This window comes from Microbacterium sp. zg-YB36 (assembly GCF_024623575.2).
Classification (GTDB): domain Bacteria; phylum Actinomycetota; class Actinomycetes; order Actinomycetales; family Microbacteriaceae; genus Microbacterium.
Genome location: NZ_JANJFD020000008.1, coordinates 1 through 16,095, shown reverse-complemented (window position 1 = coordinate 16,095; position 16,095 = coordinate 1). Strand labels below are relative to the sequence as shown.

15 protein-coding genes are annotated in these 16,095 nt (G+C 71.0%); 2 read left to right on the top strand and 13 right to left on the bottom strand.

Annotated elements, in window-relative coordinates; genetic code table 11:
* The first annotated feature begins 16 nt into the window (after nt 1-16).
* On the top strand, nt 17-619 hold the full coding sequence (locus NQ151_RS12490; protein ID WP_257528293.1) for a hypothetical protein: 603 nt from the start codon (nt 17-19) through the stop codon (nt 617-619).
* Here NQ151_RS12490 and NQ151_RS12485 read toward each other — a convergent pair.
* The 4 genes from NQ151_RS12485 to NQ151_RS12470 all read right to left on the bottom strand — a co-directional run bounded on the left by NQ151_RS12485 (nt 560) and on the right by NQ151_RS12470 (nt 5,987).
* Entirely contained in the window at nt 560-2,071 is a 1,512-nt protein-coding gene (locus tag NQ151_RS12485; protein ID WP_257528292.1) for a dynamin family protein, read from the bottom strand. The two genes, NQ151_RS12490 and NQ151_RS12485, sit on opposite strands and share 60 nt — an antisense overlap.
* Nucleotides 2,068-3,966 carry a dynamin family protein gene (locus tag NQ151_RS12480; RefSeq protein WP_257528291.1) on the bottom strand — a complete coding sequence of 633 codons (1,899 nt, stop codon included), beginning with the start codon at nt 3,964-3,966 and terminating at the stop codon, nt 2,068-2,070. Before NQ151_RS12480 ends, NQ151_RS12485 begins: the two co-directional genes overlap by 4 nt.
* 137 nt (nt 3,967-4,103) lie before the next feature.
* Nucleotides 4,104-5,021, bottom strand: a complete 918-nt coding sequence (locus NQ151_RS12475; RefSeq protein WP_257528290.1) for a hypothetical protein — start codon at nt 5,019-5,021, stop codon at nt 4,104-4,106.
* A gap of 63 nt (nt 5,022-5,084) precedes the next feature.
* Complete coding sequence (locus NQ151_RS12470; protein WP_257528289.1) at nt 5,085-5,987, bottom strand: hypothetical protein; 903 nt, start codon at nt 5,985-5,987, stop codon at nt 5,085-5,087.
* Nucleotides 5,988-6,176: 189 nt separating this feature from the next.
* On the opposite strand from NQ151_RS12470, the gene NQ151_RS12465 reads away from it, so the two are divergent.
* Nucleotides 6,177-7,367: a class I SAM-dependent methyltransferase gene (locus tag NQ151_RS12465; RefSeq protein WP_257528288.1), complete on the top strand. Its 1,191-nt coding sequence runs from the start codon at nt 6,177-6,179 to the stop codon at nt 7,365-7,367.
* A gap of 14 nt (nt 7,368-7,381) precedes the next feature.
* Here NQ151_RS12465 and NQ151_RS12460 read toward each other — a convergent pair whose 3' ends face one another.
* From NQ151_RS12460 to NQ151_RS12420, 9 genes are all read right to left on the bottom strand, one after another.
* Nucleotides 7,382-7,852 (bottom strand): hypothetical protein, encoded by a 471-nt coding sequence (locus tag NQ151_RS12460; RefSeq protein WP_257528287.1) that lies wholly within the window; start codon nt 7,850-7,852, stop codon nt 7,382-7,384.
* Nucleotides 7,849-8,934, bottom strand: coding sequence for a tRNA (adenosine(37)-N6)-threonylcarbamoyltransferase complex transferase subunit TsaD (gene tsaD / locus NQ151_RS12455; RefSeq protein WP_257509178.1), 1,086 nt, complete (start codon nt 8,932-8,934; stop codon nt 7,849-7,851). Before tsaD ends, NQ151_RS12460 begins: the two co-directional genes overlap by 4 nt.
* Nucleotides 8,931-9,506, bottom strand: a complete 576-nt coding sequence (gene rimI, locus NQ151_RS12450) for a ribosomal protein S18-alanine N-acetyltransferase (RefSeq protein WP_257528286.1) — start codon at nt 9,504-9,506, stop codon at nt 8,931-8,933. Before rimI ends, tsaD begins: the two co-directional genes overlap by 4 nt.
* A complete protein-coding gene (gene tsaB / locus NQ151_RS12445; RefSeq protein ID WP_257528285.1) occupies nt 9,503-10,177 on the bottom strand; it encodes a tRNA (adenosine(37)-N6)-threonylcarbamoyltransferase complex dimerization subunit type 1 TsaB in 675 nt (224 codons plus the stop codon). Before tsaB ends, rimI begins: the two co-directional genes overlap by 4 nt.
* A gap of 65 nt (nt 10,178-10,242) precedes the next feature.
* Nucleotides 10,243-10,746, bottom strand: coding sequence for a tRNA (adenosine(37)-N6)-threonylcarbamoyltransferase complex ATPase subunit type 1 TsaE (gene tsaE, locus NQ151_RS12440; RefSeq protein ID WP_257528284.1), 504 nt, complete (start codon nt 10,744-10,746; stop codon nt 10,243-10,245).
* Nucleotides 10,743-11,867, bottom strand: coding sequence for an alanine racemase (gene alr / locus NQ151_RS12435; RefSeq protein WP_257528283.1), 1,125 nt, complete (start codon nt 11,865-11,867; stop codon nt 10,743-10,745). The genes tsaE and alr overlap by 4 nt, the downstream gene beginning before the upstream one ends.
* Nucleotides 11,864-12,241: a holo-ACP synthase gene (locus NQ151_RS12430; RefSeq protein ID WP_257528282.1), complete on the bottom strand. Its 378-nt coding sequence runs from the start codon at nt 12,239-12,241 to the stop codon at nt 11,864-11,866. Before NQ151_RS12430 ends, alr begins: the two co-directional genes overlap by 4 nt.
* A 13-nt stretch (nt 12,242-12,254) precedes the next feature.
* Entirely contained in the window at nt 12,255-14,108 is a 1,854-nt protein-coding gene (glmS, locus tag NQ151_RS12425; protein WP_257509173.1) for a glutamine--fructose-6-phosphate transaminase (isomerizing), read from the bottom strand.
* Between the two features lie 53 nt (nt 14,109-14,161).
* Nucleotides 14,162-15,310 carry an esterase/lipase family protein gene (locus NQ151_RS12420; protein ID WP_257528281.1) on the bottom strand — a complete coding sequence of 383 codons (1,149 nt, stop codon included), beginning with the start codon at nt 15,308-15,310 and terminating at the stop codon, nt 14,162-14,164.
* Nucleotides 15,311-16,095: the final 785 nt, after the last annotated feature.

The window sequence follows — 16,095 nt, the reverse complement described above, 5'->3', positions numbered from 1 at the left end:
TCGTCCGCAGGCGCCGGTGGCGCCAGAAGCTCGTCGCCCCAGGGTCGAAGGTGCGCCGCAGGCCCCCGCCCGGCCGAGCCTGGCGGGCAAGCAGGCCGCCCCCGTCATCGTCAAGCTCCCTCCGCCGGTGAGCATCCGCGCGGCCCAGCTGGGCTGGGTGCTGAGCATGCTGACCGGGGCGGTGGCGGTGGTGTACCTGTTCATCATCCGCGAGACGCAACTGCCGGCGATGGTCGAGGCGGTCAAGGCGGTGGATGCCACCCGGGCAGAGGAGACCTACACGACGGCAGCCGACATCATCTACTGGACCGCGTTCGGCATCCTCGCCGTCGTGCTGCTGGTGCAGGTGACGTCGCTGGTGTCGTTCAACAACCGCCGCCCCAAGGCGCGCTGGTGGCAGTTCGGGTCGGTGGTGCTGCTGGGGATGGCGCTGATCGGCATCCGCGAACTCGTCGCCGTGGGCGAACGCGGGCTGCCGCTGACCCGCATCCTGGCTCTGCAGGTGGCGCTGGCCCTGCTCGCGCTGGGGTTCAGCGTGCTGCCGCCGGCGCTGAAGTGGTCAGCGCGACGGCATGATGTCCGAACCGCTGCCCCCGGGGTGAGCGGCGCCGACCTCTGAAGCGATCGCCTCGAGGCTGCGCGCGACCACCCGGCACGTCTGCGTCGTCGTGCGGTCGTTCAGCGGCGACTGCTCCAGCATCCGCCAGTGCGCCAGCCGCTGCGCTGTCGCCTCCCGCACGTCGGCCTTCGTCGCCAGGTCGGACAGCCCCAAGCGTGCGGAGGCCGAGTCCCCCGCCCCGCCCACGATCCGCTCCGCCTCGGCTTCGTCCTCCGGCTGCAGCGCCGACACCGACGTGCGCAGCTGGGCCAGCAGCGCGAGTTCGCGCAGGTCGTGTGCCGTGAGCGACACCCGCTCGATCGCGATGCGCACACCGGTGGCGCCGGCCCGCGGCTTCTCGCGCAGCAGGTCCGTGACCCCGTCCAGCACGGTGCGGGCCTTGAGAGCGGCGACCCGGGAGCGGAACTGGTCGGCGACGAACCGCTGCACGTCGATCAGGCCGCTCTGCGCGATCATCCGCTCGGCCAGCTCCGACGAGGTGTGCGCACCGCCGCGCACCAGAGCGACCCCGAGGCGCACCCCGAACAAGCCGAACCGGGCCAGCAGACGCTGGCGCACCGACACGCTCAGGTCGGTATCGGCGGAGGCGCGGGTGAAGCGGTCGACGGATACGAACAATCGCTCCCGCTGCTCGCGGGTGAGGGCGGCGAGCGCGCGGAACGCGATGAACTCGCTCTCCCGCAGTGTCCGTGCTCCCTCGGCCAGCAGGCCCGCCACCGGGATCACCCCGAGGGTCAGGGCACGCAGTTCCCCGTCGCGGCGGTAGCGCTCGGCGATACGAGCTGCCGAGATGAGCGAGTCGATGCGGCCCGATCCGATCTCGTCGGCGCGGGAGAGCAGCCCCACCGCGTTGACGGTGTGGGACGAGCCGGCCACGGTGTCGCGGAAGGCCTCCAGGAACGCCACGTCGGAGGCGTGGATGTGGCGCAGCAGATAGATGATCGCGTCGGCGTCGGATGGCCGGTGGTCGGGGGTGAGGAACCGGGTCGTGCGCAGCGACGTCGCCGCCGACAGCGACGCGATGCCCGGGGTGTCGATCAGCACCGTGGTGCGCAGGTGCTCCGACGGCCAGGCGACGTCGATCCAGCCGACCTCGTCGATGTCGATCGAGCCCAGGTCCAGTTCCAGGGCGCCGTCGCTGCGGCGCACCGGCAGCCGCTCAGTGCGCCCATCGGCCAGATGCACCGTCACCCGCGGGGTGAGGGAGTACCGGTACCAGACCACCAGCTTCGTGCATTCCCCGGCATCCGTCGGCGCCACCTGCTCGCCGATGAGGGCGTTGAGCAGGGTCGATTTCCCCGCCTTGACGACGCCGGCGACCGCGAGGCGCAGGGGCTCGTTCAGCCGCCGATCGTATGCGTCGAGCAATTCGATCGCGGCGGGGTCGTCGGCGTACAGGTCGCGCGCCTGCGAGACCACACCGGCGATCTCGCCGATGCCCACCCGCCTCATGCGCCGACCTGGTCGGGGTGCTCGGGCATCGGGAGCTCGCGGATCTGCGCGCGCAGCTGCTCGATCCGCGACAGCCGCAGCCGCAACTGGGCGATGCGCTCATCGCGGCCGGCGGTGTAACTGGCGGCGGCCTGCTTGGCCACCAGCACCGACTCCGACAGCGACCGGTGCAGTTCGTCGGCGATGCTGCCGAAGTGGTCGCGGGAGACCCGCTGCACCAGGCGGAGGCGGTCCTTGAGCTGCTTGCCGACCTGGAACACCACCTCGTCGATGTGCTTGCGCACCAGGCTCTTGGCCTCCATCTGCCGGCGGGTCAGGCGCGAGGTCATGTCCTCCCGGAACGCCCGGCGTCCCACCAGGACACCGGCCAGCAGCGACAGCGGGTTGATCAGCGACAGCCCGATGAGGCTCGTGGCCAGCCCCACCATCAGCACACCGCCGTAGGAGCCCCGCACGCCGATGTAGATCTTCTCCGCCGCGCTCAGGCGCCCTTCGGCGAGGTCCGCGAGGTCCTCGACCGGATCGAGCACCCCTTCGGTGCGCCCGACGTCGATGAGCGGGATCGACGACTCCCCCGTGATGAAGGCATCCGCCACCCGCCCGGCCAGCCACTGCGACCGCTCGTCGGTCCACACGAACGTCTCCGCCACCGCGGCGTTGACCCGCACGTCCAGCCACTGCGCGATCTGGTCCCAGATGGGGCCCGGGTCACCCTCGTCGATGGATGCCTCGGCATCCCGCTGGACCTTGCGCAAGCGGTCGCGCAGGTCGTGTTCGGTGTCGGCCATGAGATCGCCGATGCCGTCGCTGAGGGTCACCTGCCACCGGGAGGACCGGCTGCGGAACTCGTCGGCGCGGGACTTGGCCTCTTCGAGCCGCGCGATCATGCGCGGGGTGTCCTCGGGGTGCTCCAGCGCCGACAGCTCGGTGCGCAGCGCCATCGCCAGTTGCTCGGTCACCGACAGCAGCTCGTGGATGGCCACGCGGCGGCGCAGCGCCTCGGCCCGGCCCAGCACGTCGCGCCGCAGATGGGCCACAAGCGCCGGGAAGCCGGATTCGTCGTTGAGCGAGCGGTCCTGCTGGTCCGCGGCGAGCATGCGCAGGTCGCTGGAGACGGCGAACAGCGGCACCGTGCCGACGTCGCCGAGGTGACCGCGGTCGATGTCCTCGATCTGCCGCCACGACGGGTACATGTCGGTCTTGGACAGCACCGCCGCGACGCTGGGAGAGATGCGCATCGCGTGGCGCAGGAACTGCATCTCGGGCTCGGTGTACTCCTGCGAGGCATCCGAGACCAGCAGCACGGCGTGCGCCGTCGACAGCGCGGCGAGCGTGCTCAGCGACCGGGTGGATTCCAGCCCGCCGACGCCTGGTGAGTCGATGACGCGCAGGCCGCCCTTGAGGATCTCGCGCGGCAGCAGCACCTCCGCCCCGACGATGTCCTTCCCGGTGTCGGGGCTGCCGTTCTCCGAGACGTATTCGGCGAGGTCGTCCAGCGGCACCGGCACCCGTTCGATCGCCGGGTCCGGGCCGTCGTCGCGGCGCACCAGCACGACCGCCGAGGGCTCCTCGGCATAGCCGACGGAGGTCGGCACGCTCGTGGCCACGTCGTCGTCGACGGGGCAGGCGGGGGCGTTGACGAGCGCGTTGACGAGCTTGCTCTTTCCCTGCTTGAACTGGCCGACGACGATCACCCGGATGTTCGGGTCGAGCATCCGGTCCTTGGTCTGCCCGAGCCTGGTCACCAGATCCGGCCGGCCGAGCGCCTGCGAATAGCTCGCGGCGCGGTCGATGAGCGGCAGGATCACAGCGGTGACGGCCTCGTCGTCGAGGTCGTCGGGGGCATCCGGCGGCGGCGTGGCGGGCAATGCCGGTCCGGTGGCGGGAATTGTCATCGACGGGCCTTTCGCAGGTGACGGTCGCCGGTCCAACGGCGGAACGCGCCGAGAACCCGCTCCGCGGATGCGGGGCGGGTTCTCGGTGACGGTTCGCGCCTCACGGCGCCGCCGCCCGGCGGCGAAAGGTCATCCGGTCAAAGGGTGACGTCGCCACCGTCGATGGATGACGAGGTGCTGTCCCAGATCACGTCGACATCCACATTCCAGGTCTCCTCGGAACTCGAGGTCAGCTCCTCGGTGAACGAGTTGTCGGCCGTCCACGTCTCGGAGTTGTCGTTGTACGAGTCGGAGACGTCCGTGTCGGTGGAGTTGTCGGTCGCCGTCGAGGTCACCGTCGCGGTGTTGTACGAGTCGATGACACTGTTGACGGTCGTCTCGTTGCCGATGTTGACGTCCCCCTCGGCGTCGACGTTGAACGACGAGTCCTCGGACAGCGACACCTTCGCGTCGCCGCCGGCGGCGATCGATCCGCTGCCCGAGGCCACCACGGCGCTGTTGTCGTACCCGCCGCCACCCCCGCCACCGTCGTCGGATGCTGCGGCGAAACCGCCACCGCCGGAGCTCGCTGAGTTGAACGACTGGTCGACGATCGTGCTGGAGTTGTTGACCCAGACATCGCCGCCGCCACCACCGCCGCCGCCGTCGAGGGTGACATCCCCAAAGGAGGTGTTGTAGTTGCGCACCCCGACGTGCACCGAGTCGTCGTTGGTCGACTCGTCGGTGTACGTGTTGTACGAGCCGTTCGTGGAGTTGTCCGAGCTGTCGTTGAACGAGTCGTTCGTGGAGTTGTCCGACCAGTCGTTCTCGGAGTTGTCGGAGTTGTCGTTGTACGAGTCGCGAACGTCGGTGAACGTGGCCGTGTCGTTGGAGTCGCGGTTGAAAGATCCGGAGACGTCGGCGGTGATGTTGCCGCTGTCGGTGACCGACTCGTCGGTGTTGGCGACGTTGTTCAGGTCCACCCCGAGGGTGTTCGTCGCGTTGTTGGTGGTGTTCCCGGAGTCGCGCACGCGTGTGTTGAACGCGTCGTCCAGGGTGTAGTCGTCGAAGGCCATGATGGGCTTTCCTTTCCGAAGCTAGGGACCGGGCCGGCCGCGGGGCGGCCGGCCCGAACGGCATCAGCCGGCGGCGTCGCCGATCGAGGAGTCGGAGCTGTCGACGATCGCGTCGACATCCACGTTGATCTCGGCAGCGAACGACTCATCGGTCGTGGTGTTGAACGAACCGGTCGCCGTGTAGCTCTCCGAGTTGTCGTTGTACGAGTCGTCGACGTCGGTGTACGTGGAGTTGTCGGTCCACGTCGCGGTGGACTCCCACGTGTTGTACGAATCCGACACCATGTCGACGGTCGTGGTGTTGTCGAGGTTGACGTCGCCTCCGGCGTAGATGTTCGTGGAGTTGTCGATGTCCACGTCGTAGTCCACGTCGCCGCCCGCGGTGATGGAGTCGGCGCCGCTGGCGACCACCGCGCTGTTGCCCCCGCCGCCGCCACCGCCGTCGTCGCCGTCGAACGCGGAGAAGCCACCGCCTGCGGAGTTGGTCGACTGGTCGACGATCGTGCTCGAGTTGTTGACCCAGACATCGCCCCCGCCGGTGCCGCCTCCGCCGCCGGTGATGCTCACGTCCCCGAACGACGTGTTGTAGTTGCGCACGCCGACGTGCACCGAGTTGTCGTTGGTCGAGCTGTCCGTGTACGAGTTGAACGAGTCGTTCGTCGAGTTGTCCGAGTCGTCGTTGTACGAGTCGTTCATGGAGTTGTCCGAGTCGTCGTTGGTGGAGTTGTCGGAGTTGTCGTTGTACGAGTCGTCGACGTCGGTGTCGGTCCAGGTGTCGTTGGAGTCGGTGTTGCCCGAGTCGGTGACGGTGAGATCGAGGTTGCCGCTGCCGTCCACCGACGCGTCGGTGTTGCCGACGTTCTCGAACGCGGCGGTACCGGTCGTCGTGGACGTGTTGGTGGTGTTGAACGAATCCCGCACGCGCGTGTTGAACGCGTCGTTCAGGTCGTAGTCGTCGAATGCCATGACTGTTTCCCTCTTCCCGGGGAGCATCCCCGACGTGTGGTGATGACTGAACGCTACGAGCGGGGCGCCACCGGCACATCGGGGATGACTCCCGATTCTGCGGGCCGGGGTTGCGGGGTCCCCCCTGCCGGGGAGGGGGGAGGGGTGGGGGCGGGCTGCCGGGCTCGGGCGGGAACGTAGGCTGAACGGATGGATCTGGCCGAGCTGACCGCGCTGCTCACTCCCGACGGGCTGCGGCTGCTGGACGCGACCGGCGGCATCCGCACGACCTCCGATGCCGCCGCTGCGGTGTCCCGGCTGCGCGCGGCCGGTCACTCCCCCGACCTCGTGTCGGCGGTGGTCGGGCAGGCGCGGCTGCGTGTGAAGGCGCAGGCGAAGTTCGGTGACTTCGCCGACCGGATGCTGTTCACCCGCGCGGGCCTGGAGCAGGCCACCCGCCTGTCCGTGGCGGCGCGACATGCTGGCCGGTACCGCGATGCCGGTTTCGCGCGGGTCGCCGATCTCGGCTGCGGGATCGGCGGCGACGCCCTGGGGCTGGCGGCCCTGGGGATCGAGGTCGACGCCGTGGACGCCGACGAGGTCACCGCCGCGATCGCCGCCTACAACCTGGCCCCGTTCGGTGAGCAGGTGCATGTGCACCACGGCACCGCCGAGGCGTTCGACACCTCGACGGTCGACGCGGTGTGGCTCGACCCCGCACGGCGCACGGCAGGGCACACCGAGACCACCCGGGTCGGCGCCGGCGAGTGGTCACCGCCGCTGGACTGGGTCTTCGACCTCGCCACGCGCCTGCCCGCCGGCATCAAGCTGGGCCCGGCCTTTGACCGCACCGAACTGCCCGAGCACGCCGAAGCGCAGTGGATCAGCGTCGACGGCGCCACGATCGAGCTTGTGGTGTGGACCGGCGCCCTCGCCCGCGACGGCATCCGCCGTGCTGCCCTGGTCACCCGAGGACAGACCACCCACGAGCTGACGGCGGCATCGGATGCCGCCGACGAGCCTGTGCGCGAGCTCGGTGAGTTCGTGCACGAGCCCGACGGTGCGGTGATCCGCGCACGCCTCATCGGCGACGCCGCCCGGCAGCTGGAGGCGGGCATGCTGGCCCCCGGCATCGCCTACCTCACCGGCGACGCCGCCGTGACGAGCCCGTTCGTGTCGACCTTCCGGGTGCGCGAACGCCTGCCGTCGGATGTGAAGGCGCTCGCCAAGGCGCTGCGGGAACGCGACATCGGGACGCTGGAGATCAAGAAGCGCGGCGTGGACGTGGACCCTGCGGTGCTGCGCACCAAGCTGAAACTGAAGGGCGCGGCATCCGCCACGCTGCTGATGACCCGCGTGGGCAGCAAGCGCCTGACGCTGCTGGCCGACCGGGTGAACTGACGGCGCGCGCCGCTTCAGGCGAAGATGTTCGCCTGCTGCGCGGCCCAGTACAGCCACCCGGCGCTGTAGAGCACCGAGAGGATGCCGAGGACGAGTGCCCAGACGGCGACCGCCCGGTTCTCCAGCGGTCGGCGCAGCGCCACGATCGCGGTGATGGCCGAGCCGACGCCGATCGGGAACCCCCAGCCCACGACGCACGCGATCGCCAGGCCCAGTATCGAGAATCCCAGTGCCCAGCCGGCAAGACCAACGGTGGGCCGTTGCGGCTCGATCCAGGTGGTGGGCACCGAGGCGGTTTCGGCGCGGGTGAGCTGGACGGGCGCGGTGGGGAGGCGGCTGAACCCGCCGCGATGCTCGCCGGGGAGGCGCAGCGTCTCGTCCGCGGGGGCGACATCGGGCGTCGGGGCTCCGATCAGCGTGGCGGGCGGCGCCGGGGGGACCCCGGGCTCACCGGGCGTTGCGGCATCCTCGCGCTCATCGTTCATGCGAGCACCTCCTCGGCCACCTGGATCTCGGTGACCGGCAGCGTCGAATCAGCGCCGAACACCAGGGACGACGGCGGGCGGCCCGCGGCGATGAGCTCGGCCGCCAGCCCGGCGATCATCGCGCCGTTGTCGGTGCACAGGCTCAAGGGCGGAATCCGCACCGTCACGCCCGCTGCGGCGGCGCGCTCCAGGGCCACCTCACGCAGCCGGCGATTGGCGATGACGCCGCCGCCCAGCAGCAGTCGCGGCACGTCGTGCCGCGCGCACGCGTCGAGGGCCTTCGTGACGAGCACGTCGACCACCGCTTCGCGGAAGGATGCCGCGACGTCGGCGACCGGCACGGGGTCGCCCGCCGCCTCGCGCTGCTCCATCCAGCGGGCGACGGCGGTCTTGAGCCCGGAGAACGAGAAGTCGTAGCGGTGCGCGTCCATGTCGGAGGCGCGGGACAGGCCCCGAGGGAAGCGGATCGCGGCGGGGTCGCCGGTGGCGGCCGCGCGGTCGATCTCGGGGCCGCCGGGGTAGGGCAGCCCGAGGATGCGGGCGACCTTGTCGAACGCCTCCCCCGCCGCATCGTCGACGGTCTCGCCGAGCAGTTCGACGTCGGTGGTGAGGTCGCGCACCAGCAGCAGCGAGGTGTGCCCGCCGCTGACCAGCAGCGCGACGGTGGGGTACTCGACGGCATCGCCGGTGAGGAGGTCCGCGGCGATGTGACCGACCAGGTGATTGACGGCGTACAGCGGCTTGTCCAGGCCCACCGCGAGTGCCTTGGCCGCTCCGATGCCGACCATGAGGGCACCGGCAAGACCCGGGCCGCTCGTGACGGCGACCGCGTCGAGGTCGCTCAGCGCGAGCGGCCGCCCCTCGGTGGCGGACGCCTCGGCCAGCGCCTGCTCGATGGCCGGCTGCAGCGCCTCAAGGTGGGCGCGCGCGGCGATCTCGGGGATCACGCCGCCGTAGCGGGCGTGCTCGTCCATGGAACTGGCGATCGTGTTGCTCAGCAGCCGGCGGCCGCGCACGATCCCGATGCCGGTCTCGTCGCAGCTGGTCTCGATGCCGAGCACGAGCGGATTGTCGCGGTTCATGTGCACCACCTCTGCGGTTCGGCGCCTTCATCGGGTCGCAATTCAGGAAGATCGGCCGGTTTCGGGGCGTTCCCGGCCTCCGGCCGCGGTTCTTCCTGAGTTATGGTCCGCCCGGCAGCGGTCCAGCCCCGCAGGTCGAGCCGCATCACGACGGCATCCACCCCGTCCGGCTGGTAGTACCGGGGCCGACGGCCGATCTCGGTGAAGCCCTCCGAGGCGTACAGCGCCTGGGCGAAGGGGTTGTCTGCCCGCACCTCGAGGAACACCTCCGCGGCGCGACGCTGCACCGCTTCGGCCAGCAGCGTCCGCAGCAGCGTGCGGCCGTACCCGAGCCCGCGGGCCTCGGCGGCGACCGCGATGGTCTGGACGTCGGCCTCTTTCGACCCGGCGGGCGCCCGCAGTCCCGCGTACCCGACGAGGCGTCCGGCCTGCTCCAGTGCGAAGTACCGGCCGTGCGGCGAGGCGAGCTCGGCGCGCATGAGCGACTCGCTCCAGGCATCCGTCGGGAACGACGCGCGCTCCAGCGCCATGATGGCGTCGAGGTCGTCGGCTGTCGCCGGGCGCACGCTCACGTGCCGACCTTCTTGCGGGGGGCGGGGACGGAGACGTCCGGCACGCGCAGGTACAGCGGTTCGGATGCCGCGACCTGCCGGCCCGCGGCGATCGCGCGGGCGGCGACGAGGGCCAGCAGCTGCGCCGGCACCGCGGCGGCGTCGTGACGACGGGCACCCCACTCGGCCAGCCGCGCGTCGATGTCGTCGCGCGGCACGAGAACCGGGCCGGTGACCCGCACCGGCAGCCCGTCGTCGTCCAGGTCGTCGTAGACGCTGCAGGCGAACTCGCGGCGGCGGGCGTCGGTGACGACGGCGAAGCGGGGGGTGTCCTCCCCCGACATCGCGTCGGCCAGCAGCACTTCCAGCGCGACCGCGTCGTGGCTCGCGACGGGGACCACGGGGATGCCGCGGGCCAGCGCGAACGCCTTCGCCGCGGCGATGCCGACGCGAAGGCCGGTGAAGGGACCGGGACCCATGCCAGCGGCGACATGCGTCACGGTGACCGGTGCCGCGGCGGTGGTGGCGCCGACCGGGCCGAACTCCGCGTCGGCGAGGACGCGCTGCAGCAGCTCGCCGATGACCTCCGCGTGCCCGAGCGGGTTGGGATTGGATGCGGTCGAGCGCACGACCCCGTCGGCCTCGACGACGGCGAGCGCCGTGCCGAGGGAAGTGTCGATGCCGAGGATCACCCTCCCAGGCTACCCGCGCGCGCCGGTGGCATCCTCGTGCCGCGGCCGCGCCACCACGGGCGCCGTCACGGGCGTCGGGAGATCACGACGCGCCGCGGAGTGTCGGCGTCGAGGTCGTCGGTCGCGCGCGCGACGGTGCCGCAGGCGGTGTCGACGCCCCGGCCGTGCCACTCGCGGTCGAGTTCCACTTCCCACCAGCGCTCCCGCAGCCCCTGCACCATGTCGCGGCCCCACTCGACGACGACCACCGAGCCGTCGAGGTCGAGGTCGAGGTCGTCCAGCTCCGCCCCCGAGCCGAGCCGGTAGGCGTCCACGTGCACCAGCGGCGGCCCGCCCACAAGTGAGGGGTGCGTGCGCGCGATCACGAATGTGGGGCTCTGCACCGGCCCCCGCACGCCGACGCCGGCGGCGATCCCGCGGGTGAGGGTGGTCTTGCCTGCCCCCAGGGCCCCGGTGAGCACCAGCAGGTCACCGGCGCGCATGCTCTCGCCCAGCGCGCGTCCGAGCGCCTCCATCTCGGCCGGCGAGTCGATCTCGCGCGCCCCGACGAAGTCGTCGAGCCCGCTCACGTGGACACCTGCCGGCGCGGCACCCGCGGGCCGATCCGGGTGACGATCTCGTAGTTGATCGATCCGGATGCCACGCCCCACTCGTCCGCCCCCGGCGCGCCGAGGGTGGGGTCGCCGAACAGCACGACCTCGTCGCCGACGGCCACTGGCGCGTCGCCGACGTCGACGACGAACTGGTCCATCGCGATGCGGCCGGCCACGGTGTAGCGGCGCCCGCCGATCATCACCGGTCCGAGGCTCGACGCCGCCCGCGGCACCCCGTCGGCGTACCCGAGGGGCACCAACGCGAGCGTCGTCTCCCCCTCGGTGCGGTGCAGGTAGCCGTACGAGACGCCCTGCCCTGCCGGCACCCGCCGCACCGCCGCGACGGCGGCGCGCAGCGTCATCGCCGGGCGCAGGCCCAGGTCGGCCGAAGTGCGGTCATCGAACGGCGACAGCCCGTACATGCCGATGCCGATGCGCACGCAGTCCAGCCGTGCCTCCGGCAGTGCGATGGCCGCGTTGGTGGCAGCGATGTGCCGGGTGTGCGGCGCGAGCCCCACGGATGCCGCCAGGCCCACTGCCTCGTGGAACACCGCCAGTGCGGCGCGGTCGTCGGCGGCGGAGGTGTTGGAGAGGTGACTGAAGATGCCGGCGACCCGGACCCTGCCGATCCGCTCGAGCCGTGCGGCTTCGGCGAAGACGGTGCCCCACTCGGCGGGCGAGAGCCCGTTGCGGCCGAGGCCGGTCTCGACCTTCAGATGCACCGCGACCGGGCGGTCGGCCGTGGCCGCCGCGGCGGCGGCCAGCAGCTGGTCGAAGCTGGAGACGCCCAGTTCGATGTCCTGGGCGGCGGGCTCCGCGAACGACGCACCCGGCGCGTGCAGCCAGGCGAGGATCGGCGCATCGACGCCGGCGCGGCGCAATGCCAGCGCCTCGGTGACATCGGCGACGCCGAGCCGGGTGGCGCCGGCGTCGAGGGCGGCGCGGGCGGTGCGCAGCGCGCCGTGGCCGTAGCCGTCGGCTTTCACGACCGCGAGGATCTCGACACCGGTGAGTCGGCGCAGGTGACGGATGTTCGCACCGATCGCTCCGACGTCGATCACCGCTTCGCGCATGGCGCCCGCCGGCATCCGGCTCATCGTTCGCCGTCCGCGCGGGGGTCCAGCGCCTCGGCGACGACGTACGCCGTCGCGAGCCCGGCGTCGTGGGACATCGACAGGTGCAGCGTCGTGATCCCCCGCTCGGCGACGACGGCGGCGGTGGAGCCGGTGAGGGTGAACCAGGGCCGGCCGGAGGCCTCCGGGGTGATCTCGATCTCGGTCCAGTGCACGCCGTCCGAGCCGCCCAGCGCCTTGATGAGCGCTTCCTTGGCGGCGTAGCGGGCGGCCAGCGACCGCGGCGGCAGCAGCTGTTCGGCCGGTGAGAAGAGGCGCTGGGCGAGACGCGGGGTGCGCTCCAGCGACCGCTCGAACCGCGGGATGTCGACCAGGTCGATGCCGATTCCGACGATCACTGTCACCTCCCGGTTACTCGACGGTGACGGACTTTGCGAGGTTGCGGGGCTGGTCCACATCCAGGCCCTTGGCGGTGGCCAGGCCCATCGCGAAGATGTGCAGCGGCACGACGGCCAGCAGCGGCTCGAACAGCGCGCCGGCCAGCGGGATGCGCAGCACCTCGTCGGCGTACGGGAGCACGGCGGCATCCCCCTCTTCGGCGACCGCGATGATGCGGGCGCCGCGCGCGCGGATCTCCTGGATGTTGGAGACGACCTTCTTCTGCAGCTCGGCCGATTCCCGCGGCGACGGCACGATCACGAACACGGGCTGTCCCGGCTCGATCAGTGCGATCGGTCCGTGCTTGAGCTCGCCGGCGGCGAAGCCCTCGGCGTGGATGTAGGTGATCTCCTTGAGCTTCAGCGCGCCTTCCAGGGCAATCGGGTAGCCCACGTGGCGCCCCAAGAACAGGACCGAGCGGGTGTCTGCCATCCAGCGCGCGAACTGCTCGATGTGCCCCTGCTCCTCGGCGAGGATCCGGGCGATCTTCGCCGGGATCGCCTCGAGTTCGTCAGCGTTCGCGGCGATCTCGGCATCCGTCAGCGAACCGCGCAGGCGCCCGACGTGCAGTGCGAGCAGGTACAGCGCGGTGATCTGCGCGACGAACGCCTTCGTCGAAGCGACCGCGACCTCAGGCCCGGCGTGGGTGTAGACGATGGCATCCGACTCGCGGGGGATCGTCGCACCCTGCGTGTTGCAGATCGACAGCGTCTTCGCGCCGTGCGCCGAGGCGTACTTCACGGCCATGAGGGTGTCCATCGTCTCGCCGGACTGACTGATCGACACGACCAGCGTGTCGGGTCCGATCACCGGGTCGCGATAGCGGAACTCGTGGGCCAGTTCCACGTCGACGGGGATGCGCGTCCACTGTTCGAGGGCGTACTTGCCGACCATCGCGGCGTATGCTGCGGTCCCGCAGGCGATGACGACGATGCGGTTGATGCCGGTGAACATCTCGTCGAGCCCGTCGAGCTCGGGGATGCTCACGACGCCGTCGTGGATGCGGCCGCGGAGGGTGTTGGCGACGGCTTCGGGCTCCTCGGAGACCTCCTTGGCCATGAACGACGACCAGCCGCCCTTCTCTGCCGCCGATGCGTCCCACACCACCTCGAAGGGCTCCACCTCGACGTCGTTGCCGTCGAAATCGGTGACGGTCACGGCGTCGGGGGTGATGGCGACGATCTGGTCCTGGCCGATGGCCAGGGCGTTGCGGGTGTGCTCGACGAACGCGGCGACATCGGAGCCGAGGAAGTTCTCGCCGTCGCCCAGGCCGATCACCAGCGGCGAGTTGCGGCGGGCGCCGACGACGACGCCCGGGCTGTCCTGGTGCATCGCGAGCAGCGTGAACGCGCCCTCCAGCCGGGACACCACGGACCGGAACGCGGCGACGAGGTCCCCGCCCTGCTCGCGGTACGCGCGGGCCAGCAGCACCGCTGCGACCTCGGTGTCGGTCTCGCTGCGGAAGGTGTGACCCTCGCCGAGGAGCTCGTGCTTCAGCTCGGCGAAGTTCTCGATGATGCCGTTGTGGATGACGGCGAGCTTGTCGTCATCGGCCAGGTGGGGGTGGGCGTTGGCGTCGGTCGGGCCGCCGTGGGTCGCCCACCGGGTGTGGCCGATGCCGGTGGTGCCGTCGGGCATCGGATCGGTGACGAGGTCGTCGCGCAGCACGCTGAGCTTGCCCGCGCGCTTGCGCATACCCAAACCCCCATCGCCGTCGATGACGGCGATGCCTGCAGAGTCATAGCCGCGGTATTCCAGGCGTGCCAGACCCGAAAGGAGGATGTCCTGGCTCGGCCTGGGGCCGACGTAACCAATGATTCCGCACATATCGCCATCCTAGATCTCGGCGACTGGGAGTCCGCGCGGCGCCCGGGTCCCCGCTACGGAAAACGCGGGTTTCGGCGCGGCGGGGGCTCCCCGCCGAGCACGTCGAGAACGTTGTCCACAACGTCGTGATTGCCGAACAGTTCGTCGTGCGCGCACCCGTCGCCACCGAGCGGCATCGACACGTGGCCGCCGAGCACCTGCCCGAGGCCCGCCGCTCCGGCGGCGACGCGCTCTTCGCAACGCACGACGAAAACCGAATCCGCTTCGGCAACAGCTGACTCGCGCGAGACCAGTCCGTCGCCGAATGACATCACCCGGTCCCCCACCCGCAGTCGCGCGTCACCGGCGATCGCGTGCACACGCAGCGCTTCGGGCCAGTCGGGCAGATTCGCCAGCTGCTCCGAGCCGGCATGCAGCGCGCGTCCGGCGTCGCCGGCGTTCGCGATCGAGGTGCGCAGCCAGGTCGGCAGACCGCAGCCGTCTTTCGCATCGCGCGCGAGGTCGCGATTACACAGGTCCACCAGCGTGGGAACGATCAACGCACGCGCGGCGGATCCCGCGCCTATGGCGGTTCCGGTCGCCAGCGAGATCACATCGAGCAGCGCCGCGGCGTCGGAGCCGAGCGTGGGAGTGCCCACCGTCACCACCTGGCCGATCAGATCCACCAGGTCGGGGTAAGCCGCGATGGCATAGCGCAGCGCGAGGCCGCCCATCGAGTGGCCGATGACGTCGACCGGGGCGTTGGTGTCCATGGCCAGTTGACGGATCGCGGCGGCCAGACCCTCCACGACGGCGCTGCCGCCGACCCATTCCGCGGCGGTCTGCGAGTAGTCGAACGCGTACAGCGTCGTGCCGGGCAGCGCCTCGATGCGACCCTGCAGCGAGCGGGTGGCGTCGTCGGTCTCACCGAGCGCTGGTTCGGCGGCCTCGGCATCGCCGGCGAGCGGGCGGGCGAATGGCGACTGAGCGACGCTGGGCTGGGCGCCGTCGGCGGTGGGCAGCGAGGTGCTCAGCCAGCCGTGCACGAACAGCACCGCGTGCTCGGCATCCGCTGACCGCTCGGGCGACGACAGGCTCACCAGCGATCCGCCGACGGGACCGTTGTACCCCTGCGTCACGGTCAGCGCCGCGGGGCCATCCCCCTCGGCCGCAGCGAACGACGGCAGCGGTACGCCGGAGCTGGAGTAGGCGAGCACGGCCACCAGGCCCAGCGCGATCCTCGTGGATCTCGAAGCCGTCAGACGGCGAACCCAAGTTCGCGCCCTGGCGCCTGCGGCATGGCGCATCCGCGGGGCCTCCACCTGGGGGTACACGAGACCGCTCGCCGACGTCTGCGACGGGGCGAGGTGGGTCACTGACGAAGCGGCGGCCGAGCGGCCGCGCCCATGCGCCATCACCCAGGTCTCGAAAGCGCGATATTAACCCCCATGACAGTTGATTATGGCGGTAAATGCGGCGTGTCCGTAAATGGCGCGGCGGGGAATTAAAGCGGGACCCTCTCGAGTCAGCCATTTGGGGACTGATTTACTCGAGAGGGTCCCTTTGCCCGCGCACTCTCGAGCGATCCGTTGGGGACGGAGCATGCCCGAACGCCGCTTGGGGAGCAGCTGAGATTTACGCGCAGGCGCGCCCATGTTAGCCGATGCGGGGGCCGGGAATTCTCCATCGCGCGCGCGAGTCTGGCACGTGTACCGTGCGCGCGCTACGCACGCCTGCGCGGAGCGGGCCACGCGCGGGCGCTCGCGCGAACCCCGCATCCGTGGTCCCGGATGCGGGGGGTGTCCCCCTATTGGAGGACCACCTCCACCTGTGTAATATGGCCGCCGACAGGCAGGGCCTGAGGCATTTGGGGAGTCCCAGGCCGATGAATGCCTGTCGATCCAGGGGGCATTTGGGGACACTGTGCACCGTGGGGGGCGTGGGGGGGGGGGGGGGGGGGGGGCCCCCCCCCCCCCGGGGGGGGGGGGAGGAGGCGGGGGCGGACCAA